Here is a 23271-nt window from a genome sequence, read left to right as displayed (position 1 = left end):
CTGGCCGAAGTTGCGATAATGGAAAAGGCGTTTTCGGCACCGGGCCGCTAAACGCCTATAGATCTGGTTTAAGCTTTTTTGCCTACACGCAGCGTCGCGGCTAAACGTGCAGGCTTATCCGCTGTTGCTTTTTGTGATGCGCTGGCGCAAGCAGTCTCGACACAAACAAAAGTCTTGTAACCATCGTCTGGCATATCTGCCATAGAAGCTGACAGTGCCGGGCCTGGGTTCCAGCCAACCACATTGATGTGATGGTGATGGATGACGTCGATAGTGCGATTCAGGCTCGCATCATGGATAACGCTGCACTCTTCTGGTTCCAGATAAACGCGGTCAGTGCGATCCGGGAAGGTCTGCACGCCGTCGGTCAACTGGCCTTCAGTCGCATTCAACACTTTATCGATATACTTGTTGCCCAACCCGCTGACTTTCACTGCGGCGATATCGCCCACGTTGAAGTAGGTGTGCAGTGCAGAGTTAACGTCGAATTCGCCGTGTGCTTCCAGTTCCATCTCGCAGGTCTTACCCAGCTTGTAACGTGCATACAGGGTAAAGTCATGTGGCCAGAATTTACGAGTCGCATCGCTGCTCTGTAATTCGAAGGTCAAAGAGACACCGCTTTCATCTTCATTGTGCGCACTCAGAGTCCATGGCAGGTTACGTGCGAAACCATGCGCTGGCAGGTCTTGCTGAGCTGCCGGGCCAAACCATGGCCAACAGATAGGTACACCACCACGAATCGCTTTACCGTTCTGGAACGGCGTATTGTTACTTAGCCAAAGCACTTCTTCTTCACCGGCTGGTTTCCAGGACAGCAGGTGCGCGCCTTGCAAAGTGATAGAGCCACGAACTTGCGGATGGTCAACTACGATAACTTCCAGCTCGTCAATCTGGCGGCGAGACAGGGAAGGGGTGATTTGTTCAATAACCGGAAGGGCAAAAATTTTATTAATCATTTGTTCAACCTATCGATCAAAGGCGAAAAAAAAGGCGACCGCATGGGTCGCCTCTCAGGATTTAATCGCTCATCTCAACTTATTTGGAGATGTGAGCAATCAGGTCCAGTACTTTGTTTGAGTAGCCAGTTTCGTTGTCGTACCAGGAAACCAGTTTCACAAAGTGGTCGTTCAGTGCGATACCAGCTTTAGCATCGAACACAGAAGTGCAAACTTCGCCGTTGAAATCAGTAGATACAACGTCGTCTTCGGTATAACCCAGAACGCCTTTCATTGGGCCTTCAGCAGCCGCTTTGATTGCTTTCTTGATTTCTTCGTAAGACGCAGCTTTTTCCAGACGAACGGTCAGGTCAACTACAGACACGTTTGGAGTTGGAACGCGGAACGCCATACCAGTGATTTTACCGTTCAGCTCTGGCAGTACAACGCCTACAGCTTTAGCAGCACCGGTAGAAGAAGGGATGATGTTCTGAGCTGCGCCGCGGCCGCCGCGCCAGTCTTTGTGAGACGGGCCATCAACAGTTTTCTGAGTAGCGGTAGTTGCGTGAACAGTGGTCATCAGGCCTTCAACGATACCGAAGTTGTCGTTGATGACTTTAGCCAGTGGAGCCAGGCAGTTAGTGGTGCAAGATGCGTTAGAAACGATATCCTGGCCAGCATATTTCTCGAAGTTAGCACCTTTAACGAACATAGGAGTGCTGTCTTTAGAAGGACCAGTCAGAACAACCTTTTTAGCGCCAGCAGTGATGTGCTTACGAGCAGTTTCGTCAGTCAGGAACAGACCAGTTGCTTCAGCAACTACGTCAACGTTGACTTCGTTCCACTTCAGGTTTGCTGGATCACGTTCTGCGGTAACACGGATAGTTTTGCCGTTAACAACCAGGTGGCCGTCTTTGACTTCTACAGTGCCGTTAAAACGACCGTGAGTTGAGTCGTACTTCAGCATGTAAGCCATGTATTCAGCGTCTAACAGGTCGTTGATTGCAACGATCTCGATGTCAGAACGTTCCTGAGCAGCACGGAAAACAATACGGCCGATACGGCCAAAACCGTTGATACCTACTTTGATAGTCATATATTCCACCAGCTATTTGTTAGTGAATAAAAGGTTGCCTGTAAAATTACAAAAACCTTACTCAGCGTCAAGCGGAATCGTGTCAATCATTGCGACAAATCAATCCTGTGGACATCATTTGAACGACTGAACCGCCTCGCGCTTCCCTTTTGGCTCTTTATCCAAATGGGGACGATGCGAGGAATTTTAAAGATCAATTCCAACAAGAATGTGACAGCGATCACAATTGGCGCTGAGCCAGAAATTCAGGGCTAAGTTTAGAACAAAAAACCGCACGACGTTGTTAATTTTTTGTTAGAATCATGCTGTTATCAGTTACAGTACCCACTGCCCGAGATGTACGCATATGGCTAACCAATTACCTCCTGATTTATCGAAAAAAAACCTTAATGAGATGCAGTTTTATGTCACCCAGAAACATGGCACCGAGCCACCGTTCTCCGGGCGTCTTCTGCATAACAAGCGTGAAGGTGTTTATCACTGCCTGGTCTGTGATGCGCCACTGTTTATGTCAGAGTCAAAATATGACTCAGGGTGCGGCTGGCCTAGCTTCTATGAGCCAGTCAGTGACAGTGCTATTCGCTACATCAAGGACTTCTCACACGGTATGGAGCGGATTGAAATTCGTTGCAGTAACTGTGAAGCTCATTTGGGGCACGTTTTCCCGGATGGTCCGCAACCTACTGGCGAGCGTTACTGCGTAAACTCAGCGTCGTTAAACTTCACCGATGATAAAAACGGTGAGCAGATCGAAGGCTGAAAAATCGATTCAGCAAATTATTCCACAGGAACTTGTCCAATGATGAACCTGGATGAAATGTTAGACACAATGACACCGGAAGTTTATCAACGTCTGGCGACTGCCGTTGAGCTGGGGAAATGGCCTGACGGTGTAGCACTGACACCCGATCAAAAAGAGAACAGTCTGCAATTGGTGATGATGTGGCAGGCGCGTCACAACACCGACGCTCAGCACATGACGATTGACACGAATGGTCAGATGGTGATGAAAAGTAAACAACAGCTCAAAGCTGACTTCGGAATTACGCCCGCACCGATTGTGACGGTGAAGCTGTAAATTTGAAAAGCTGGGTGGTGTCATGCCACCCAGTCTTATCTGGAAATTAATGCTCCGTCTTAATCCCCAAATCTTTCGCTAACTCTTTAGCCAATTGATTGTTGTCATCTGCGCCATACTCCCAGAACATCGCACCGCCCAAGCCTTTCGCTTTGATGTATTCCGCTTTGACTGCCACTGAACGTGGATTTTCGTAAGAGATAGCAAACAGGTCTTTGCCCTCGGCTGATTTCATTGTCAGATACGGAACTTGAGCGTCGTTGTCCCAATGCTCGGTAAAACGTTTTTGGGGATCATTGAGCATCTTGCTAACAATATCGTTGTACTTCAGGTAACTGTCTTTCGTCAGATCGACGCCGAATGACATGAACACCGCTTTCTCTGGTGCGCCGAAATAGGGTTGAGTGACCGGATTTTTAGCCGCATCTGCTTTATCCCAGTCGATGCCAGGTTCCGTTGCACGCTTAGGAACACGACCATAGAAACCAATACCGAGATTGAGCTGAGCAGGTTTCATACCCGCAGCGATGTAGTTATTCACTACATAATCAGCGCTGTATTTATCCGCTTTCGCCACCGTCGGCCAGGTTTTCGAATCATAAAGATTCGAGTTGAAATATTGAGTGCCATACGCCATGTCGTAGGCCATCAGGTTGATGTAATCAAGCGCGGGTGCGATGGCCTTCATGTCGACCCACTCTGTCGGGCCTTTCACGTTTGCAGCCACAGCGATGGTAAGCAATTTTTGTTTGCCCAACGCAGTACGCAATTCATTAAGTAACGAGGTGAAGTTAGCGCGATCTTCAGGCGAGCTGGCCACCAGTCCCCATGCCCCATTAACGGGATATTCCCAGTCCAGATCGATACCATCCAGACCGTAGCGTGCAATCACATCCTGCGCAGAACGGATAAACACCGCACGGTTTTCAGGCGTTGCAGCGGCACCGGAGAAACCACGAGCTCCCCAGCCACCCACTGAAAGCAGGACTTTCAGTTGCGGATTCTGTTTACGTAACGCGGGGATTTTTTCAAGATCTGACATCACTTTTGGCGAAAGCCAGATTTGGTGCAGTTTAGACGCGTCTTTTAACGCGGAGTTTGTCTCATCTTTTTCATCGTTGTAAATCAGGCCAAACGAGTAGTTAAGATGGGTTATCTGGCGCACATCGAGTTTATCAATATCGCCGCCAGGCCCGGCAGTGACATCGCCCCCTCCGTTGAAATAGCCTACTGAGAGGTATGAGCTTGCCTGAGCCACACCGGCACAGGCGATTTGTATTACCGCCAGCAACGGCAGCAGTTTACGCGTGAAGACCATAGGGTAGTTCCTCTTTGACGAGCAATATCGACAAAACCTGCCGAAACCCGGGGGACGGAAGGCTAATAAGAAACACAGCTAAAATGCTGTATTAATAAGCAACTCGATTATGAGAGCGCTCTCAAAAATGAGCGAGCTTTAAAAGTTAAGAATGAGAGCGGAATCGAGAAATGAGGGAAGGGCGCGTTTGCGCCCTGAAAAGATTTAGTAAGTGAAATCAGCCAGCGTCATCAACGTTGCACCTGCTGCGGACATATCCTGGAACGCCCGCAGGCTATCTTGCGGATGCAGGTTAACACCACGGCAACCATCGGTGATAACCGTGACCTCATAACCCAACGACAGGGCGTCGAGCGCGGTAAACTTAACGCAATAATCCGTTGCCAGGCCCACCACAACCAGCTGTTTAATCTCGTGGCGGGATAACCAATCGTCGAGCTGCGTTTTCTGGCGATGTCCGTTGTCGAAAAAACCGCTGTAGCTATCAACGAGTGGATTTTCGCCCTTTTGGAAAATAGCATCAATTTTCTGCGTATTGAGCAGGGGATGGAGTTCCGCACCCGCGCTGTTTTGTACGCAGTGATCCGGCCACCAGGTTTGGTTCAACCCGTCGAGTTTCCCCTGTGTATACGGCTCAGTTTTTTGCACGCTGGCAAAACTGCCATGGTTTGCAGGATGCCAGTCTTGAGTCGCTAAAATGGCGTCGCCGCGTGCTTTGCAATAGCCCATCAATGCGTTCGCCACATCAATCGTGCTATCGCCATCCGGCACAGCAAGCGCTCCACCGGCACAAAAGTCATTTTGCAAATCTACCATTAATAAAGCACGTTTCATGGCCTCTCCTTATTCGTCAGGTGTCAGTTCGCCGCGTAAATTACGTGACATCGCCTCGCGAATAGTCTGTGCATCGAGATTTTGGCTGAGTAGATAGTGCAGTTTAGTTAGTGTCGCCTCTACCGTCATATCGTAGCCGCTAACAACCCCTGCCTGTGCCAGCGCATTGCCGGTAGCGTAACCACCCATATTCACCTTACCAGACATACATTGCGTCAGGTTTACCACCACAATTCCGCGTGAACAGGCTTCCTGTAACTCTTTGAGGAACGCACCATGCTGCGGGGCATTACCCACACCATAAGAGCGCAGGATCAACGCTTTAACGGGCTGGCGTAAGAAATTGCCAACCACATCGGCAGAGATCCCCGGGTAAATCGTGACAACGCCAATTGGCTGTGGCGTTATCGGGTGAACGATGAGCTCACCTTCACCGTGGGGAGCGGCTGGGGTATTCAGGCGTCGAATGTGGATCCCGGCTTCAAGTAATGGCGCAAGATTCGGTGATGCGAACGCATCAAACCCATCGGCATGGGCTTTGGTGGTGCGGTTGCCGCGATAAAGACGATTATTGAAGAACAGCGTCACTTCGTTAATGGGGAAGTTGGCCGCGATATACAACGAATTGAGCAGGTTAATTTGCCCGTCAGAACGCAACTCAGCCAAAGGGATCTGTGAGCCAGTCACGATCACCGGTTTGCCGAGGTTTTCAAGCATAAATGACAGAGCCGACGCGGTGAATGCCATGGTGTCAGTGCCGTGAAGAATCACGAAACCGTCGTACTCGTCGTAATGCGCTTTGATGTCATCGGCAATGTGCTGCCAGTCTTCCGGCGTCATGTCGGAGGAGTCCATCAGCGGCTGATATTCATGAATGGTGAAATCAGGCATTTCCTGGCGATGGAATTCAGGCATCAAAGCCAGTTGACGTTGGAGGTGACCGGAGACAGGAATGTAACCGTGGTCTGAACGCTGCATACCGATAGTACCGCCGGTGTAGGCAACATAAATGGATTTCTTTTGCATGAGTGAACTCAGGGCTTTTACGTTATGGGGCGCAGTATATACCCGTCATACTTCAAACTGCATCTTTGTTGGCAGCGTTTACTTACCGAAATCACTTACTTATGTAAGCATCATTGGGATGCGTTCACTTGCCGCCGCGATGCAGCTCGAATTATTTAGGGTATGAACAGGGAAGGGGCAAAAAAATCAGCCCGGCAGATGCCGGGCTGAGGGAGTTTTAACGCACATCACCGCAGGTGAGACAGAAAGCATAGCGATTTTGTGGATCGTTCATGGTGCCAAACTTATCGTTTTGCGCTTTTACAGCCAGCGCCGCATCCGCTAACGGTGCGGGCAACCAGGCTTGCAACGCTTGTGGCAACATGGCGCGTACGGAACCGCTCATGCTGTCGAACACCATATCGATAAAGCTCGGCTCATCCTGCCAGAAATCGAGATGCCAGTTTTTCAGCTTCGCAAGTTCGGCTGCTTTAGCAACGGCATCGTCGAAATCACCGAGGCTGTCCACCAGACCGTTAGCTTTTGCATCCTGACCTGTCCAGACATGCCCTTGTGCGATGGCATCAATTTGCTCAGGTGTTTTCTTACGGGAATCAGCAACCAGAGTGATAAAGCGCTTATAGCCATTTTCGATGGTCAACTGCATCATCTGCTGGACTTCCGGTGGCAACGATTTCGTCACCGCAACATCGGCCAGCGGAGAAGTGGCGACGCCATCCGTATGCACACCAATCGAATCGAGGCTGTTTTCAACCGTATTGATCACACCAAAAATACCGATAGAACCGGTCAGGGTATTCGGGCTTGCGACAATATAATTGGCTGGCGTAGAAATCCAGTAACCGCCGGATGCCGCCATCCCCCCCATTGAAACGACAATCGGTTTACCTGCTTCGCGCGCGGCTTCCAGTTCATCACGAATCACTTCTGACGCGGTGACACTGCCACCTGGGCTGTTAACACGCAGAACAATCGCCTTCACTTTAGGATCAAGACGCGCTTCGCGGATTTGCTGAGCAGTGGTGTCACCACCGACCTGGCCCGGTGTTTCCTGACCGTCCATGATGGCGCCATCTGCGAGGATGACAGCAATGGCATCACCTTTATCAGCAGGTTTTTTCACCACGTAGTCATACATACTGGTGTAGCTGAAATCTTTATTTTCTTTATTCCAGCCGAACTGCTTAACCATCGCTTTATCAACGGCAGCGCTGCTTGCCAGTTCATCAACCAGTTTGTTATCGAGCGCGTATTTTGCAGTGTCGCCACCTAACTTTTGCAGATTATCGAGCAACGCTTGCGCCCCAGGGAACACCTGCTGAGCTGTAATCTGGCGGTTCGCGGCAATCGTTCCAAGATAGTTTTGCCAAAGCTCACCGATCCAACGGCTATCGGCTTCACGGGCAGCAGGGGACATATCATCACGAATAAACGGCTCGACGGCAGACTTATAAGTCCCAACGCGGAAGATATGCGTCGTCACTTTCAGCTTATCGAGAAGCGTTTTGTAATACATCGAGTTGGTCGCAAAGCCGTGTAAATCCACCACGCCTTGCGGTGAGAGCCAAATTTTATTGGCGAAACTGGCCAGATAATATTGCCCCTGGTTGTAGCTGTCGCCCACGGCATAGACCGGTTTGCCGCTGTCACGGAATTCACGTAACGCTTTACCGATGTATTGCATTGAAGGCTGATCGGCACCCGCAAACTCTTTTAAATCCAGCACAATACCGGTGATGTTGCGGTCATCTTTCGCCTGGCGAATAGTATCGACGACATCAAACAGTGAGTTTTCCTGTAAGCGGTCAGAACTGGCACCGAGCAACTGACGCCCAATAACACCCAGTTTATTACTGACTGAAGGCTTATCGACCACCACGCCGGTGATATCAAGCAATAATGCACCGCGCGCTGGTTCTGCTGGGGTGCTGTTAATCTGCATCCAGATCCCAACAACGACCAGGACCAGAAGCACTAAAAATAGATTGAGAATAAACTCTCGAATAAAGTTAAGTAGACGCCAGGTCCACTTAAAAAAACCGGCAATAACTCGCCCGATTGTGCGCATTTATGCTCCGTTCCAAATCAAATGTCGTGAAAACTAAAGTAATCGCTATCCTAATTACCCCCAGGGCAAATGTCAGTAGGAAATCTGCCCTGCGCTGTAACAAAATCACCTGCTGTGTTAATTTCGCTGATTAAAATCATTACAGGAGTTATCAAATGGATGCACTTGAACTACTTCTTAACCGTCGCAGCGCGTCACGCCTGGCAGAACCTGCTCCAGCAGGTGAAGCACTGGAAAATATTATTCGTGCGGGTATGCGTGCCCCTGATCATGGAACTTTGCAGCCATGGCGCTTCATCGTCATCGAAAACGAAGGTCGTGAGCGTTTTAGCCATGTGCTGGAAACAGCGGCCATTGCTGAAGGGTTAGACGAAAAGGGGATTGAAAAAGCGCGTACTGCGCCATTCCGCGCGCCTCAGATTATCGCGGTTGTCGCTCATTGCGATGACAATCATAAAGTCCCGGTCTGGGAACAGGTGGTTTCAGCCGGTTGCGCGGTAATGGCCATGCAGATGGCGGCAGTTGCTCAGGGCTACAATGGTATCTGGCGCACGGGTATCTGGACAGAAAGCGAAGCGGTACGTGAAGCGCTTCATTGCCGTGAACAAGATGAAGTGGTCGGCTTCTTGTATCTGGGTACACCGCAACTCAAAGCCTCTACAACGGTCAGCGTGCCGGACATCACTCCGTTTGTGCGTAAATTCTAAGCAAACGCGCAAAAGGTGTCTGGATTGTGACCAGAAACGGCGCAATTCAGACACGTAGTCTTACCTCCTCGTCATTTGAGCGCTACCATAGAGCGATTGCCAATGACAGGAGATGTCCATGAGTGAGCAAACCGTTCGTTTGACGCAGTACAGCCACGGAGCTGGTTGCGGCTGCAAAATTTCCCCGAAAGTTTTACAAACTATTCTGCAATCTGAGCAGGCTAAATTTGTCGATCCCAACTTGCTGGTAGGAAACGAAACCAGTGATGATGCGGCGGTTTACGATCTGGGCAACGGCACTTGTGTCATCAGCACCACCGACTTCTTTATGCCTATCGTCGATGATCCCTTCGACTTTGGGCGCATTGCTGCCACTAACGCCATTAGCGACATTTATGCGATGGGCGGCAAACCGATTATGGCTATCGCTATTCTGGGCTGGCCAATCAACACACTGAAACCTGAAATCGCGCGTAAAGTCATCGAAGGCGGGCGTTTTGTTTGCCAGCAAGCGGGGATCTCTCTTGCGGGTGGTCACTCTATCGACGCCCCTGAACCTATCTTTGGCCTTGCCGTCACCGGCATTGTTCCCACCGACCGCGTGAAGAAAAACAGTTCCGCCACGGCGGGCTGCAAACTGTTCCTCACCAAACCACTGGGTATCGGCGTGTTGACCACCGCTGAGAAAAAATCGCTTCTCAAACCAGAACATTACGGCCTCGCGGCAGAAGTGATGTGCCAGCTCAACAAGCCGGGCGCTGAGTTTGCTGATATCGAAGGCGTCACCGCCATGACCGATGTCACCGGTTTTGGTCTGCTGGGACATCTGAGCGAAATGTGCCAGGGCGCAGGTGTTCAGGCCGAAATATGGTTCGATAAAGTCCCTAAATTGCCTGATGTTGAAGACTATATCGCCCAGGGTTGTGTGCCGGGCGGCACCTCGCGCAACTTCGCCAGCTACGGTTACCTGATGGGCGAAATGACCCAGGCGCAGCGTGATTTGCTTTGCGATCCGCAAACGTCAGGCGGCTTGCTGTTGGCTGTTGAAGCCGACGCAGAAGCCGCGGTTGCGGCAGTCGCTGAAAAGAATGGCATCAAACTGACTGCCATTGGCGAGCTGAAAACAGCTCGTGGCGGTCGCCCGATGATTGAGATTCGTTAGTCGGATGCGTCTGTTTATTGCCGAAAAACCCAGCCTCGCTCGCGCTATTGCTGATGTGCTACCCAAGCCCCATCGTCGGGGTGATGGATTCATTGAGTGCGGCAACGGGCAAGTGGTGACCTGGTGCATCGGTCACTTGCTGGAACAGGCTCAGCCGGATGCTTATGACGGGCGCTACGCGCGCTGGAATCTGGCTGATCTGCCGATTGTGCCGGAAAAATGGCAGTTGCAGCCGCGGCCATCGGTCACCAAACAACTCAACGCCATCAAAAAATTGCTCGTGCAAGCTGACGAAGTGGTTCATGCAGGTGACCCGGATCGCGAAGGGCAACTGCTGGTGGACGAAGTGTTGGACTACCTGCAACTGGCGCCGGAAAAGCGCCAGCAGGTGCAACGTTGTCTGATAAACGATCTCAACCCGCAGGCCGTTGAACGAGCGATCACGCGTCTGCGCGCCAACAGTGAATTTATCCCATTGTGCGTATCGGCACTTGCGCGTGCGCGTGCCGACTGGCTGTACGGCATCAACATGACGCGCGCTTACACCATTCTTGGGCGTAACGCGGGTTATCAGGGGGTGCTGTCTGTCGGGCGCGTTCAAACGCCAGTGCTGGGTCTGGTAGTGCGTCGTGATGAAGAAATCGAGAATTTCGTCGCCAAAGATTTCTTTGAAGTAAAAGCGCATATCGTCACGCCTGCGGATGAACGCTTTGTTGCCACCTGGCAGCCGAGCGAATCTTGCGAACCGTATCAGGATGAAGAAGGGCGTTTATTACACCGGCCGCTAGCGGAGCATGTGGTGAACCGCATCGGTGGCCAGCCAGCTATCGTCACGGCCTATAATGATAAACGGGAATCAGAAGTTGCTCCGCTGCCGTTTTCTCTTTCCAGCCTGCAAATTGAAGCGGCAAAGCGCTTTGGTTTAAGTGCGCAGAACGTGCTCGATATCTGCCAGAAGTTATATGAAACACACAAACTGATTACGTACCCGCGTTCGGATTGCCGCTACTTGCCGGAAGAGCATTTTGCTGGTCGTCATGCGGTGCTCAATGCGATTAGCGTTCATCAGCCTGATTTGCTGCCACAACCTGCGGTCAATACCGACCTGCGTAACCGCTGCTGGGATGACAAAAAAGTCGATGCCCACCACGCGATTATTCCTACCGCGCGCAGCTCATCGATCTCGCTTTCAGAAAATGAAGCTAAAGTTTACAACCTGATCGCCCGACAATACTTAATGCAGTTCTGTGCCGATGCGGTGTTCCGTAAATGCACCATCGATCTCGATATTGCCGGTGGCAAATTTAACGCTAAGGCGAGATTCCTTGCGGAAGCCGGTTGGCGCACGCTACTGGGCAGTAAAGAGCGCGATGAAGAGAACGATGGCACGCCTTTGCCGGTGGTGGCTAAAGGTGATGAGTTGCTGTGTGAAAAAGGCGAAGTGAATGAACGTCAAACTCAGCCACCGCGCCATTTCACCGATGCGACATTGCTTTCAGCCATGACCGGGATTGCCCGTTTTGTGCAGGATAAAGATCTGAAGAAAATTCTGCGTGCGACGGATGGCCTGGGAACTGAAGCGACCCGTGCTGGGATCATTGAGCTGCTGTTTAAGCGTACCTTCCTGGTGAAGAAGGGCCGTTATATTCACTCAACAGATGCCGGACGCGCATTGATTCACTCGCTCCCTGAACTGGCGGCACGGCCAGATATGACGGCGCAGTGGGAATCGACACTGACGCAAATCAGTGAAAAGCAGTGTCGTTATCAGGACTTCATGCAGCCGCTGGTTCAAACGCTGTATGACTTGATTCACCAGGCGCGCACTAAACCGGTACATCATGCGTTCAAAGGGGTGAAAGCCCCTCCTGAGCAGGAAAAAAAGCGCAAGCAATGGGCTAAAAAAGAGGGTAGTGATGATGCGAATAAAAAACCTGCTCGCCGGCGCCGTAGTGCTGATGATGAGCCTGCCGGGGATGGCGCAGCGTCTTGATCCCCAGGTAGACATTTCGGTGCCGCCAGAAGTCTTCAGCTCGCAAGGTCAACGAGCGGCACCGTGTAGTCAATGCTGTATCTATCAGGATCAAAATTATTCTGAAGGGGCAGTGGTGAAAGCCGATGGCGGTGTTTTACTGCAATGCCAACGTGATGAGAAAACCCTCAGCACGAATCCTTTAGTCTGGCGTCGCGTGAAGCCATAAATGCTTTTAGTAATGGGATATCTGCCGGGGCGAGAGGGTAATCCAATGCCTCGGCAGGTAAACACCAAATCAATTCACTGTGGCAAAGAGCTGTTAACTCCCCGCTAAATTCGCGCACATTCCACGCGTGAAGATGAATGATACGTCCTGACACTTCACGCTGGTGGCTGGCAACGTAATCACCCACCACGGCTTGAATTGCCAACTCTTCTTCCAGTTCCCGCGCAAGGGCGGCAGGTTGCGATTCATTGGCATCGACCTTACCGCCAGGAAATTCCCACAAACCCGCCTGATCGCCGCTTTCCGGGCGGCGTGCCAGCAAAATTTTACCGTGTCGCTCAATGATTGCAGCAACCACATCAATGGTTTTCATCATACCCATCCATTTTTAAAGCGTGGTATCGATGTCCCTTAATCCAAATTTAAAGCTTAAACTCAGCCCAGACAGGCGCGTGGTCAGACGGTTTTTCCATGCTGCGAATATCGTAATCAATGCCAGTTGCGACGCAACGCTCAGCCAATGGATGGCTTGCCAGCAGCAGGTCGATACGCAGGCCACGGTTGTCATCAAAGCCTTTCGAGCGGTAGTCAAACCACGAAAACTTGTCGTTGGTTTCAGGGTTAGCGTGGCGGAATGTATCGACCAGGCCCCAGCTTTTCAGCCTTTCCATCCACTCACGTTCTTCCGGAAGGAACGAACACTTACCGGTACGCAACCAGCGCTTGCGGTTCTCTTCGCCAATGCCAATGTCCAGGTCCGTTGGGCTGATATTCACATCGCCCATAATCAGCACCGGACTGTCTTTCTTCAGGTCGCTGTCGAGGAAGTTTTGCAGATCCTGGTAAAACTTCGCTTTCGCCGGGAATTTGGTCGGATGGTCGCGGCTTTCCCCTTGCGGGAAGTAACCGTTAATCACGGTCAGGTTGCCTAATGGCGAGGGAATTTCAGCCATGATGAGTCGGCGCTGTGCTTCTTCATCGTCGCCGGGGAAACCACGGCGTACAGAAATCGGTGTCTCTTTGGTTAACAACGCCACACCGTAATGACCTTTTTGACCATGATAAAAGACGTTGTAGCCAAGCTTCGCGACATCTTCGAGCGGGAACATGTCGTCATGGACTTTAGTTTCCTGCAAACCGATAACATCAGGTTGATGCTGTTCAACAATGGCTTCAAGTTGATGCGGACGGGCGCGCAGGCCGTTGATATTAAAAGAGACGAATTTCATAAGTCGCTGCCGTAGTTACTTAACAATGTTGCAGGATGGTAGCAGAAAAAGCGCCAATGTGCTGATTCCACAGTTTAGATGAATGTTACAGAGCAATATCTGCACCAAAATGTGCCGCTTCGCGCCGAAATGGTGCGTAAACACTGTGCAAATCCCAGCATCGATCACAAATCCAGTATTAAATTTCACCACTGCATAATATTTCTCGTTTTCATGCGGCGATCCATACGCCACCATAAAACTATGCACTATTTATTCATTTTATGTGAATAGAGTGAGTTTGTAACTTATTGATTTAACAACCACACCCCTCCGATATGCATTTTTATCACTGGCTGGCACGAAGCGTGCAATCTACATTCACAGTGCAAACACTCAATTATTTAACATTTAAACAACTATTTATTTACCGGAAGAGGTCGCTATGTCGCAGTCAATTACCCGCCAGAATTTCGACGAATGGATGATGCCCGTTTATGCCCCAGCTTCTTTTATTCCGGTACGTGGTGAAGGGTCGACGCTTTGGGATCAGCAAGGCAAAGATTACATTGATTTTGCGGGTGGGATTGCGGTTAACGCCCTGGGTCATGCCAATCCTGAATTGCGCAAAGCGCTGGAACAGCAGGCGGCCAAATTCTGGCATACCGGCAACGGTTACACTAACGAACCTATTCTGCGCCTGGCAAAACAGCTGATAGATGCCACATTTGCCGATAAAGTTTTCTTCTGCAACTCAGGTGCGGAAGCCAACGAAGCAGCACTGAAGCTGGCACGTAAATATGCGCACGATAATTTTGGCCCGCAGAAAAGCGGTATCGTCGCCTTCAAAAATGCGTTTCATGGCCGCACGCTGTTCACCGTTTCGGCGGGTGGGCAACCGGCTTATTCTCAGGATTTTGCGCCGCTACCGCCGCAAATCAGCCACGCCATTTATAACGATCTGCAATCCGCCAGCGAACTGATTAATGAAAATACCTGTGCGGTGATTGTTGAACCGATACAGGGCGAAGGCGGCGTTGTTCCTGCTGATCCTACCTTCCTGCAAGGGCTGCGTGAGCTGTGCGACCGCCACAATGCGGTGTTGATTTTCGATGAAGTGCAAACCGGCGTTGGGCGCACGGGCGAACTCTACGCCTATATGCACTACGGCATCACCCCTGATGTGCTTTCGACTGCGAAGGCGTTAGGCGGCGGCTTCCCGATTGGCGCAATGCTGACAACGGACAAATTCTCCAAAGTCATGGTCGTGGGCACCCACGGGACGACTTACGGCGGTAACCCGTTGGCGGGAGCGGTTGCCGGGCGAGTGATGGAGATGATTAATACGCCAGAAGTGCTCAATGGCGTTAAACAGCGTCACAAGTGGTTTATTGAGCGTTTGGACAAGATTAACCAGAAGCATCAATTGTTTAGTGAAGTGCGTGGACTGGGGCTGTTAATTGGCTGCGTACTGCAACCAGAGTACAGCGGAAAAGCTAAACTTATCTTACAGGCGGCCGCTCAGGAAGGCTTGATGATGCTCATCGCTGGCGCAAATGTGGTTCGTTTTGCTCCAGCCCTTATTATCAGCGAAGCCGAAGTACAAACCGGGTTGGATCGGTTTGAGCGCGCAGTCGAACGCTTTTTAGCGGGAGAGCAATCATGATGGTTATCCGTCCGGTTGAGCGCGGTGATTTATCCGGGCTGCTGGCGTTGGCGGGTAAAACAGGTGGCGGGTTGACCTCGCTGCCTGCGGATGAAAAAACGCTGTCGGCACGTATCGAACGCTCAATTCATACCTGGCAGGGTGGCCTGCCAAAAGGCGATCAGGGCTTTGTTTTTGTCCTGGAAGACACCTCAACCGAGCGCGTGGTGGGTATTTGCGCCATTGAAGTTGCGGTCGGGTTAAACGATCCCTGGTACAACTACCACGTTGGCACGCATGTTCACGCGTCCAAAGAGTTGAATATTTACAACGCGTTACCGACGCTTTTTCTCAGTCATGATCACACCGGGAGCAGCGAGCTTTGCACGCTATTCCTCGATGCTGAGTGGCGCAAAGAGGGCAATGGTTATCTGTTATCCAAATCCCGCTTTCTGTTTATGGCCGCCTTCCGCGATCACTTTAACGACAAAGTCGTCGCTGAAATGCGCGGCGTGATTGATGAGCACGGCCATTCACCGTTTTGGGAAAGCCTCGGCAACCGCTTCTTCTCGATGGAATTTAGCCGTGCAGATTATTTGTGCGGTACCGGACAGAAAGCGTTTATCGCTGAGCTAATGCCAAAGCATCCTATTTATACCGATTTCCTCTCCGCAGAAGCGCGGGCGGTGATTGGTAAAGTCCATCCGCAAACCGCGCCTGCGCGAGCGGTTCTTGAAGCGGAAGGTTTCCGTTATCGCAATTACGTGGATATTTTTGACGGCGGGCCAACGCTTGAATGCGACATCGACCGGGTCCGTGCGATTCGTAAAAGCCGACTGGTTGAAGTCGTCATTGGACAACCGGCGACCGAAGAGTTGCCGATGTGTCTGGTTGCCAATGAAAAATATAATGAATTCCGTGCCATGCTGGTTAAGGCGAATCCAAAAGGTGATCGGCTGATTATTGATGCTAAAACTGCGGATGCCCTGAAATGCAGTACGGGCGATAAAGTTCGTTTGGTGCGTTTGTGCCCCGAGGAGAAAAAAGTATGACTCAGTGGATTAATGGACAATGGATTTCCGGTCAGGGCGAAGCGCTGCAAAAGCACAATCCAGTCAATGGTGATTTGCTTTGGGAAGGTGTTGCAGCCGATGCGCAGCAGGTTGAGCAAGCGTGTAATGCGGCTCGTGCCGCATTTCCTGCATGGGCAAAACGCCCCTTCGCCCAGCGCCAGGCGATTGTTGAAAAGTTTGCAACGTTGCTTGAAGCCGACAAAGAAGCGCTGACCGTCACTATTTCCCAGGAAACCGGTAAACCGCGCTGGGAGGCGGCAACTGAAATCACGGCAATGATCAACAAAATCGCCATCTCGATTAAGGCTTATCACACCCGCACAGGTGAAACGCACACCGAGATGCCAGACGGTGCGGCAACATTACGCCACCGTCCTCACGGCGTGTTAGCGGTTTTTGGCCCATACAACTTCCCCGGGCATTTGCCGAACGGTCACATTGTACCAGGCCTGTTGGCGGGCAATACGTTGGTGTTCAAACCCAGCGAACTGACACCGCTGATTGGCGAAAAAGTGATGAAACTCTGGCAGCAGGCTGGCGTGCCTGAGGGCGTTCTGAATCTGGTGCAGGGTGGGCGAGAAACCGGGCAGGCTCTGGCACAGCAACCTGGGCTTGATGGCTTGCTGTTTACCGGGAGTGCCAACACGGGCTATCAACTCCACCGCCAGTTTGCCGGACATCCAGAGAAGATCCTTGCTCTCGAAATGGGCGGGAACAATCCACTGATCGTTGAAGAACCTGAAGATATTGATGGCGCTGTGCATCTGGTGATTCAGTCAGCGTTTGTCACCGCTGGGCAACGTTGTACCTGTGCGCGTCGCTTGTTGGTAAAACAAGGTGCTCAGGGCGATGCGTTTTTAAATCGTCTGGTTGAAGTGGCTGCGCGGATCCGCCCGGATGCGTGGGATGCGTCACCGCAGCCGTTTATCGGTGGACTGATTTCGGTACAAGCCGCAGAACGCGTATTGACGGGCTGGCAGGAACATATCGCACGCGGTGGAAAACCTTTGCTTGAGCCAAAACTTATCAAAGCCGGTTCATCATTACTGACGCCAGGCATCGTGGAGCTAACCGGTGTGGCAAACGTGCCGGATGAAGAAATTTTTGGCCCGTTACTGACCGTGTACCGTTATGCCGATTTTGACCAGGCAATAGCGATGGCGAATGACACCCGTTACGGCCTGGCAAGTGGGCTGATTTCGCCGCATCGTGAACAGTTCGACCAGCTCGTACTGGAGGCTCGCGCCGGGATTGTTAACTGGAATAAGCCTCTCACCGGCGCATCAAGTGCGGCACCTTTTGGTGGTGTGGGTGCTTCTGGCAACCATCGCGCCAGTGCCTGGTATGCGGCAGATTACTGTGCGTGGCCAATGGCGACACTGGAAAGCCCATCATTCCCGCTGCCTGCAACCCTGAGCCCAGGGCTTGATTTCAGCCGTGAGGAATAAACATGAAAACGCGTGAAGTCAATTTCGATGGGCTGGTGGGGTTAACCCACCATTACGCGGGGCTGTCTTTTGGCAACGAAGCCTCCACTAAACATCAATTCCGCGTTTCCAATCCTAAGCTTGCCGCTAAACAAGGCTTGCTGAAGATGAAAGCGTTGGCGGATGCGGGTTTTGCACAAGGCGTTATTGCGCCGCAAGAAAGACCCAATATTCCGCTGCTGCGCCAACTGGGTTTTAGCGGCACCGACGCACAAATTGTTGAGCGGGTAGCAAAACAAGCGCCGCAATTGCTGTCGGCGGTGAGCTCCGCTTCTTCTATGTGGGTTGCGAACGCAGCGACAGTCTGCCCGTCGGCTGACAGCATCGATGGCAAAGTGCATTTCACGGTGGCGAATCTAAACAATAAATTCCACCGTGCCAGCGAAGCACCGACGACCGAAAATGTGTTGCGAGCTATCTTCCGTAACGAGCAGCATTTTTCTGTTCATGCGGCATTGCCGCAAGTGGCAATGTTTGGTGACGAAGGGGCAGCAAACCATAACCGTCTCGGTGGGGCGTATGGTGAACCCTCAACCCAACTGTTTGTGTATGGTCGGGAAGAGGCCAAAGCCGGGCAGGTTCCGGCTCGTTATCCTGCGCGCCAGACACTCGAAGCAAGCCAGGCGGTGGCAAGGCTTAACCAGGTTAAACCTGATTTATTGGTTTATGCCCAACAAAACCCTGCGGTGATTGACCAGGGCGTTTTCCACAATGATGTGATTGCTGTGTCTAATCGTCAGGTGCTGTTCTGCCACGAGCAGGCTTTTTTGCATCAACAGGCGCTGTATCAGCAGTTACGCGAACGCGTGCCGGGCTTTACGGCCATTGAAGTTCCGGCAAATAAAGTTTCCGTTGCCGATGCGGTAAGCACTTATCTGTTTAACAGTCAGTTACTTAGCCGTGAAGATGGCAGCATGACTCTGGTGCTACCGGAGGAGTCACGCCAGCATGCCGGCGTATGGCGTTATCTCAATGAGGTGCTGGAGGCAGATAACCCAATCAGTGAGCTGAAAGTGTTTGATCTGCGTGAAAGTATGGCAAATGGCGGTGGGCCTGCGTGTCTGCGCCTGCGCGTGGTGCTTAACGAAACGGAGCTTCAAGCGTTGAACCCAGCGGTAATGATGAACGATACCCTGTTTGTTACGCTCAATAATTGGGTGGACAAGTGGTATCGTGATCAATTAACGCAGACCGATTTAGCCGACCCGCAATTACTGCGAGAAGGGCGCGAAGCACTCGATGAGCTGACGCGTATACTAGACTTAGGTTCTGTTTATCCGTTTCAACTCTAACTGGAGGCACAATGCTGGATTTCCTGGCACAGACCCTGGCAGGGAAAGTGCCAACCCATAGCGCAGGTAAGAATGCTCATCTTCATTGGCAATGGTGGGACGAAGGGATCCTGACGCTGGCGCCTCATCAGGCTGTTGAAAAGACGCTGGTGCTGTCAGCGGGGATCCACGGCAACGAAACTGCGCCAGTAGAAATACTCGCACAGTTAGTCGATAGCCTTCTGGCGGGAGAGATGGCGTTGCAGTGGCGTGTGTTGGTGATCCTCGGCAATCCTGCGGCCTTGCGTAGCAACCAGCGTTTTCAGCATAGCGATATGAATCGCATGTTTGGCGGGCGCTGGCAGCAGTTCCCGGAAAGCATCGAAACCCAACGTGCCTGCCGTCTTGAACATGCTTTAGATCTCTTTCTGGCAGAATGTGAAGAGACAACATGCTGGCATCTGGATATGCACACTGCGATTCGCAGCTCGTATCACCCTCGATTTGGCGTGTTACCCGCGCGTGCGCAGCCTTACGATGAGGCGTTCCTCTCGTGGTTAGGCTGTGCGGGCTTACAAGCGCTGGTATTTCATCAGGCACCTGGCGGCACTTTTACCCATTTCAGCAGCGAGCATTTCAACGCGCTAAGTTGCACACTGGAGTTGGGTAAAGCGCAGCCGTTTGGTGAAAACGATCTCAGTCAATTTGAAGTGACCCGACAGGCGCTGCAAGCGCTGCTGAGTGGTGGAACTTCACCGTGTGCTGACAGCGAACCGCTACGCTATAAAGTGTCACAGCAGATAACGCGCAACAGCGATGATTTTGTCTTGCATATGTCCGCACAGACGCAAAACTTTACCGCTTTCCCGAAAGGCACATTGCTGGCAGAGGATGGCGATACGCGTTATGTGGTGAAAGAGGATAGCGAGTTCGTTTTATTCCCGAATCCTAATGTGGCAATTGGCTTGCGAGCTGGATTAATGCTGACTGAGATTTAATTATTTATTGGCCTCAGACCTTGAGGCCAATTATATACAGATAAATCTTAGTGATATGCTTTCACCTGGGTATTAATTGCTATACACTCTCTTCATAATTTCTTTAAAATCATCGTCTTGTTATATTTTGTTGCAATTCCCCTCCGCTTTATCCTTATTATCTCCATAATTGCTGAAAATTTGTTTTTTCCCCTTTCAATGCTTTACCGATGAGCACTGTTACTTGACGCATAACCCCGTAAACTTAATTTCGTCAACGCGGCAAACTCGTCGCAGAAAAATCCAAATTATGATGAAGGATAATAATATGCGTAAATTAACAGCTCTCTTTGTTGCTTCAACTCTGGCTATGGGCGCGGCGAATCTGGCTCATGCAGCTGACACCACCACGACTCCAGCGGCAAAAACGGATGCACCGATGATGCACCATAAAGGTATGCGTGGTGGCCATCACGACATGATGTTTAAAGACCTGAACCTAACCGACGCACAGAAACAGCAAGTGCGTGACATCATGAAGGAACAGCACGCTAAAATGGAGCGCCCATCCGTCGAAGAACGTCGTGCAGCGCACAACATTATCGCCAGCGACAGCTTCGATAAAGCCAAAGCACAGGCGCAGGTAGATAAAATGGCAGAGCAGAACAAAGCTCGCATGATGGCTCATATGGAAACGCAGAATAAGATCTACAACATTCTGACACCTGAGCAGAAAAAACAGTTTAATGCCAATTTTGAGAAGCGTCTGACAGAACGTCCTCAACATGAAGGTAAAATGTCAGCAGATCAGGAATAACTCATTTACTGATTAACTGATTTAAGACCGCCGGTTTTGTCCATAAGCTTATTGAGCTGTGGCCAGGACCGGCGGTTTTCTTTTACCCGTCATACTTCGAGCCGCAGGGGTGTTGGCTGCATTCACAAATCCCTGTCACTTACTTATGTAAGCTCCTGGGAATTTGCTCAATTGCCGCCTACCTGCAACTCGAATTATTTAGGGTAATTTTACCCATCATACTTCAGGCAATCTGTTGCGCGCTGCTCAACATCGACCGAATCAACTGTTCAAGCAGCGGTTGCAGTTTTTCTGCACGATCTGAACGCCAGGTAAATGGCGCTTGCTCATCCATATAATTGCATTGCGCCAGTTCCAGTTGAACGGCGTGGATCCCTTGCGCGGGTTGGCCGTAAGCGCGGGTAATATATCCGCCTTTAAAGCGTCCATTCGCCACCCAGCTAAATTGCTTTTGCGAGGCGGCACACGCCACCAGATGCTCTTCAATCAGCTCGTCGCAGCTCTTGCCACCGTTAGTACCGAAATTAAGATCGGGCAATTTCCCCTCAAATAAACGAGGGATCTGGCTGGCAATAGAATGTGCATCGAACAACAACGCGTAGCCATGCTCGGCTTTCATTCTTTCCAGTTCGGTTTGTAATTGCAGATGATAGGGCTGCCAGATAGTGTCCAGCACCGCTTTACGTTGCTCCTGGCTCGGTTCTTTACCTGGGATAAAAACAGGAGTCCCATCAAACAATGTTTCGGGATATAGACCCGTGGTGGCGGTGGTATAGAGCGGTTTATCGTCGGCAGGGCGGTTTAAATCGATAACCATGCGCGAATAATTGCCGATAATCACGCTGCCACCCAGGCTCGTGGCGAATTCATAAAGTTTCGGTATATGCCAGTCGGTATCAGGCAACGGCATTGCTGCCTCGCTTAACGCCGACTCAACTTCTGGCGTTAAAGCCGTGCCTGCATGGGGAATGCTGATAAGGATCGGCAGTTTCCCTCGGCTGAAATTAAAAGGTGTTGTCACGTTTCTCTCCCTGATAAATCACGGTGCAGGGCAATTGCCCCCCTAACCAATAGACCAGTTCTGCGGGACGTGCCACGGGCCAATGCACAAAGTTTGCAACTTTTCCGCATTCAAGGCTGCCATGGCTTTCACGGATCCCCAGAGCCTGCGCGGCATGCAGCGTCACACCAGCTAACGCTTCTTCAGGCGTTAAGCCAAACAGGGTGCAGGCCATATTTAACATGAGACGCAATGACAGAGCCGGAGACGTACCAGGATTCATGTCGCTGGCGACGGCCATCGGCACGCCAAATTGGCGGAATGAGGCGACAGGCGGTTGTTGCTTTTCACGCAACAGATAAAACGCCCCTGGCAGCAGAACCGCAACGGTGTTTGCTGCGGCCATTGCCTGTGCGTCAGCAGCGGTTGCATATTCCAGATGGTCGGCGGACAACGCCTGGTAACGCGCCGCCAGGCTGCTACCTGCGAGGGCGGAAAGTTGTTCGGCATGGAGTTTTACCGGCAGGCCTAACGCACGAGCGGCAGCAAAAACAGTTTCAGTTTGCGCGGGACTAAACGCCAGATGCTCGCAAAATGCATCGACCGCATCCGCCAGTTTTTCGTTTGCGACGCGCGGTAGCAACTGCTCGCACACCACTTCAACCCATTTGTTGCCATCACCGCTGAACTCCGGCGGGATCGCATGCGCCGCCAGACAGGTGGCATACACTTCTACCGGTAACGTTTCGCCCAGCCTGCGAATAACGCGCAGCATTTTGATTTCGTTGTCGATGTCCAGCCCATAACCGGACTTGATTTCGACAGTCGTCACGCCTTCTTTCAGTAAATGCTCCAAACGTTGGCGAGCCGAGTTAAGCAATTCATCTTCATGGGCTTCACGCGTGTGGCGAACCGTGGAGAGGATCCCGCCGCCTTGAGCCGCAATATCCGCGTAACTCACACCGTTAAGACGCATTTCAAATTCAGCGCTACGGTCGCCACCAAACACCAGGTGGGTGTGGCAATCGATAAAACCTGGGGTCACGATTCCACCATCAAAATGATGATGTTCCTGAGCGGTTATTTCGGGGAGTTCGTCACGGGTACCCAGCCAGACTATTTTCCCCTGGTGCACCGCGATAACACCATCTTTAATGGTGTGGTACTGCCCATCTTTCATTGTTACCAGCGATGCACCGCTCCACAGGCTGTCTATGCTGCGAGGGTAGGTCATGACATTCTCCACATCAGGTTGTATAGACAATTGACAACAACCTAGCGCAGCATTGATCGTTGAGCAACTCCACTGCATCCAAAGCCCAGGGCAAAACATCATTTTGTCGCCTGCCACACAATTTTTTGGCAAAC

At 51.3% G+C, this 23271-nt stretch carries 22 protein-coding genes; 12 read left to right on the top strand and 10 right to left on the bottom strand.

What is annotated here, in order from left to right:
• Nucleotides 1-68 precede the first annotated feature (68 nt).
• Both BSPA111_RS14155 and gapA read right to left on the bottom strand, forming a co-directional pair.
• Complete coding sequence (locus BSPA111_RS14155; RefSeq protein ID WP_183271789.1) at nt 69-956, bottom strand: D-hexose-6-phosphate mutarotase; 888 nt, start codon at nt 954-956, stop codon at nt 69-71.
• A 79-nt stretch (nt 957-1035) separates the two neighbouring features.
• Nucleotides 1036-2031 (bottom strand): glyceraldehyde-3-phosphate dehydrogenase, encoded by a 996-nt coding sequence (gene gapA, locus BSPA111_RS14150; protein WP_183271788.1) that lies wholly within the window; start codon nt 2029-2031, stop codon nt 1036-1038.
• A 346-nt stretch (nt 2032-2377) separates the two neighbouring features.
• On the opposite strand from gapA, the gene msrB reads away from it, so the two are divergent.
• Both msrB and BSPA111_RS14140 read left to right on the top strand, forming a co-directional pair.
• The gene (msrB, locus tag BSPA111_RS14145) at nt 2378-2791 is read left to right on the top strand and encodes a peptide-methionine (R)-S-oxide reductase MsrB (RefSeq protein WP_183271787.1); all 414 of its coding nucleotides are present in this window, start codon (nt 2378-2380) and stop codon (nt 2789-2791) included.
• 42 nt (nt 2792-2833) lie between these two features.
• Nucleotides 2834-3109 carry a YeaC family protein gene (locus tag BSPA111_RS14140; protein WP_183271980.1) on the top strand — a complete coding sequence of 92 codons (276 nt, stop codon included), beginning with the start codon at nt 2834-2836 and terminating at the stop codon, nt 3107-3109.
• A gap of 46 nt (nt 3110-3155) precedes the next feature.
• On the opposite strand, the gene BSPA111_RS14135 is transcribed toward BSPA111_RS14140, so the two are convergent.
• The 4 genes from BSPA111_RS14135 to sppA form a co-directional block, all read right to left on the bottom strand.
• Nucleotides 3156-4427: a glycoside hydrolase family 18 protein gene (locus BSPA111_RS14135; protein ID WP_183271786.1), complete on the bottom strand. Its 1272-nt coding sequence runs from the start codon at nt 4425-4427 to the stop codon at nt 3156-3158.
• Nucleotides 4428-4631: 204 nt separating this feature from the next.
• Nucleotides 4632-5261 (bottom strand): bifunctional nicotinamidase/pyrazinamidase, encoded by a 630-nt coding sequence (pncA, locus tag BSPA111_RS14130; RefSeq protein WP_183271785.1) that lies wholly within the window; start codon nt 5259-5261, stop codon nt 4632-4634.
• Between the two features lie 9 nt (nt 5262-5270).
• The gene (gene ansA / locus BSPA111_RS14125) at nt 5271-6287 is read right to left on the bottom strand and encodes an asparaginase (RefSeq protein WP_183271784.1); all 1017 of its coding nucleotides are present in this window, start codon (nt 6285-6287) and stop codon (nt 5271-5273) included.
• Nucleotides 6288-6504: 217 nt separating this feature from the next.
• On the bottom strand, nt 6505-8355 hold the full coding sequence (gene sppA, locus BSPA111_RS14120) for a signal peptide peptidase SppA (RefSeq protein WP_183271783.1): 1851 nt from the start codon (nt 8353-8355) through the stop codon (nt 6505-6507).
• Between the two features lie 155 nt (nt 8356-8510).
• Here sppA and BSPA111_RS14115 point away from each other — a divergent pair, with 155 nt between their 5' ends.
• From BSPA111_RS14115 to BSPA111_RS14100, 4 genes are all read left to right on the top strand, one after another.
• Nucleotides 8511-9062, top strand: coding sequence for an NAD(P)H nitroreductase (locus BSPA111_RS14115; RefSeq protein WP_183271782.1), 552 nt, complete (start codon nt 8511-8513; stop codon nt 9060-9062).
• Between the two features lie 118 nt (nt 9063-9180).
• Nucleotides 9181-10224: a selenide, water dikinase SelD gene (gene selD / locus BSPA111_RS14110; protein ID WP_183271781.1), complete on the top strand. Its 1044-nt coding sequence runs from the start codon at nt 9181-9183 to the stop codon at nt 10222-10224.
• Nucleotides 10225-10228: 4 nt separating this feature from the next.
• A complete protein-coding gene (locus BSPA111_RS14105; protein WP_183271780.1) occupies nt 10229-12217 on the top strand; it encodes a DNA topoisomerase III in 1989 nt (662 codons plus the stop codon).
• Complete coding sequence (locus BSPA111_RS14100) at nt 12144-12425, top strand: YnjH family protein (protein WP_373925636.1); 282 nt, start codon at nt 12144-12146, stop codon at nt 12423-12425. Before BSPA111_RS14105 ends, BSPA111_RS14100 begins: the two co-directional genes overlap by 74 nt.
• Here BSPA111_RS14100 and BSPA111_RS14095 read toward each other — a convergent pair.
• Both BSPA111_RS14095 and xthA read right to left on the bottom strand, forming a co-directional pair.
• Complete coding sequence (locus BSPA111_RS14095) at nt 12385-12798, bottom strand: pyrimidine (deoxy)nucleoside triphosphate diphosphatase (RefSeq protein WP_183271979.1); 414 nt, start codon at nt 12796-12798, stop codon at nt 12385-12387. The two genes, BSPA111_RS14100 and BSPA111_RS14095, sit on opposite strands and share 41 nt — an antisense overlap.
• A gap of 49 nt (nt 12799-12847) precedes the next feature.
• On the bottom strand, nt 12848-13654 hold the full coding sequence (xthA, locus tag BSPA111_RS14090) for an exodeoxyribonuclease III (protein ID WP_183271778.1): 807 nt from the start codon (nt 13652-13654) through the stop codon (nt 12848-12850).
• 424 nt (nt 13655-14078) lie between these two features.
• Between xthA and BSPA111_RS14085 the strand changes: the two genes are divergently transcribed.
• The 6 genes from BSPA111_RS14085 (at nt 14079) to spy (ending at nt 20903) form a co-directional block, all read left to right on the top strand.
• A complete protein-coding gene (locus BSPA111_RS14085; RefSeq protein ID WP_183271777.1) occupies nt 14079-15299 on the top strand; it encodes an aspartate aminotransferase family protein in 1221 nt (406 codons plus the stop codon).
• On the top strand, nt 15296-16330 hold the full coding sequence (gene astA, locus BSPA111_RS14080) for an arginine N-succinyltransferase (RefSeq protein ID WP_183271776.1): 1035 nt from the start codon (nt 15296-15298) through the stop codon (nt 16328-16330). Before BSPA111_RS14085 ends, astA begins: the two co-directional genes overlap by 4 nt.
• On the top strand, nt 16327-17799 hold the full coding sequence (astD, locus tag BSPA111_RS14075) for a succinylglutamate-semialdehyde dehydrogenase (RefSeq protein ID WP_183271775.1): 1473 nt from the start codon (nt 16327-16329) through the stop codon (nt 17797-17799). The genes astA and astD overlap by 4 nt, the downstream gene beginning before the upstream one ends.
• A gap of 2 nt (nt 17800-17801) precedes the next feature.
• Nucleotides 17802-19130, top strand: a complete 1329-nt coding sequence (gene astB, locus BSPA111_RS14070) for an N-succinylarginine dihydrolase (protein ID WP_183271774.1) — start codon at nt 17802-17804, stop codon at nt 19128-19130.
• An 11-nt stretch (nt 19131-19141) separates the two neighbouring features.
• The gene (gene astE, locus BSPA111_RS14065) at nt 19142-20107 is read left to right on the top strand and encodes a succinylglutamate desuccinylase (RefSeq protein ID WP_183271773.1); all 966 of its coding nucleotides are present in this window, start codon (nt 19142-19144) and stop codon (nt 20105-20107) included.
• 307 nt (nt 20108-20414) lie between these two features.
• Complete coding sequence (gene spy / locus BSPA111_RS14060) at nt 20415-20903, top strand: ATP-independent periplasmic protein-refolding chaperone Spy (RefSeq protein ID WP_183271772.1); 489 nt, start codon at nt 20415-20417, stop codon at nt 20901-20903.
• Between the two features lie 223 nt (nt 20904-21126).
• On the opposite strand, the gene hutG is transcribed toward spy, so the two are convergent.
• Nucleotides 21127-21924, bottom strand: a complete 798-nt coding sequence (gene hutG / locus BSPA111_RS14055) for an N-formylglutamate deformylase (RefSeq protein WP_183271771.1) — start codon at nt 21922-21924, stop codon at nt 21127-21129.
• Nucleotides 21908-23137, bottom strand: a complete 1230-nt coding sequence (hutI, locus tag BSPA111_RS14050) for an imidazolonepropionase (protein WP_183271770.1) — start codon at nt 23135-23137, stop codon at nt 21908-21910. The genes hutG and hutI overlap by 17 nt, the downstream gene beginning before the upstream one ends.
• Between the last annotated feature and the right edge of the window lie 134 nt (nt 23138-23271).

The organism is Buttiauxella sp. A111, assembly GCF_014189855.1.
Classification (GTDB): domain Bacteria; phylum Pseudomonadota; class Gammaproteobacteria; order Enterobacterales; family Enterobacteriaceae; genus Buttiauxella; species Buttiauxella selenatireducens.
Note: the sequence above shows the minus strand (reverse complement) of the source record. Positions and strands in the feature narration are given on the sequence as shown.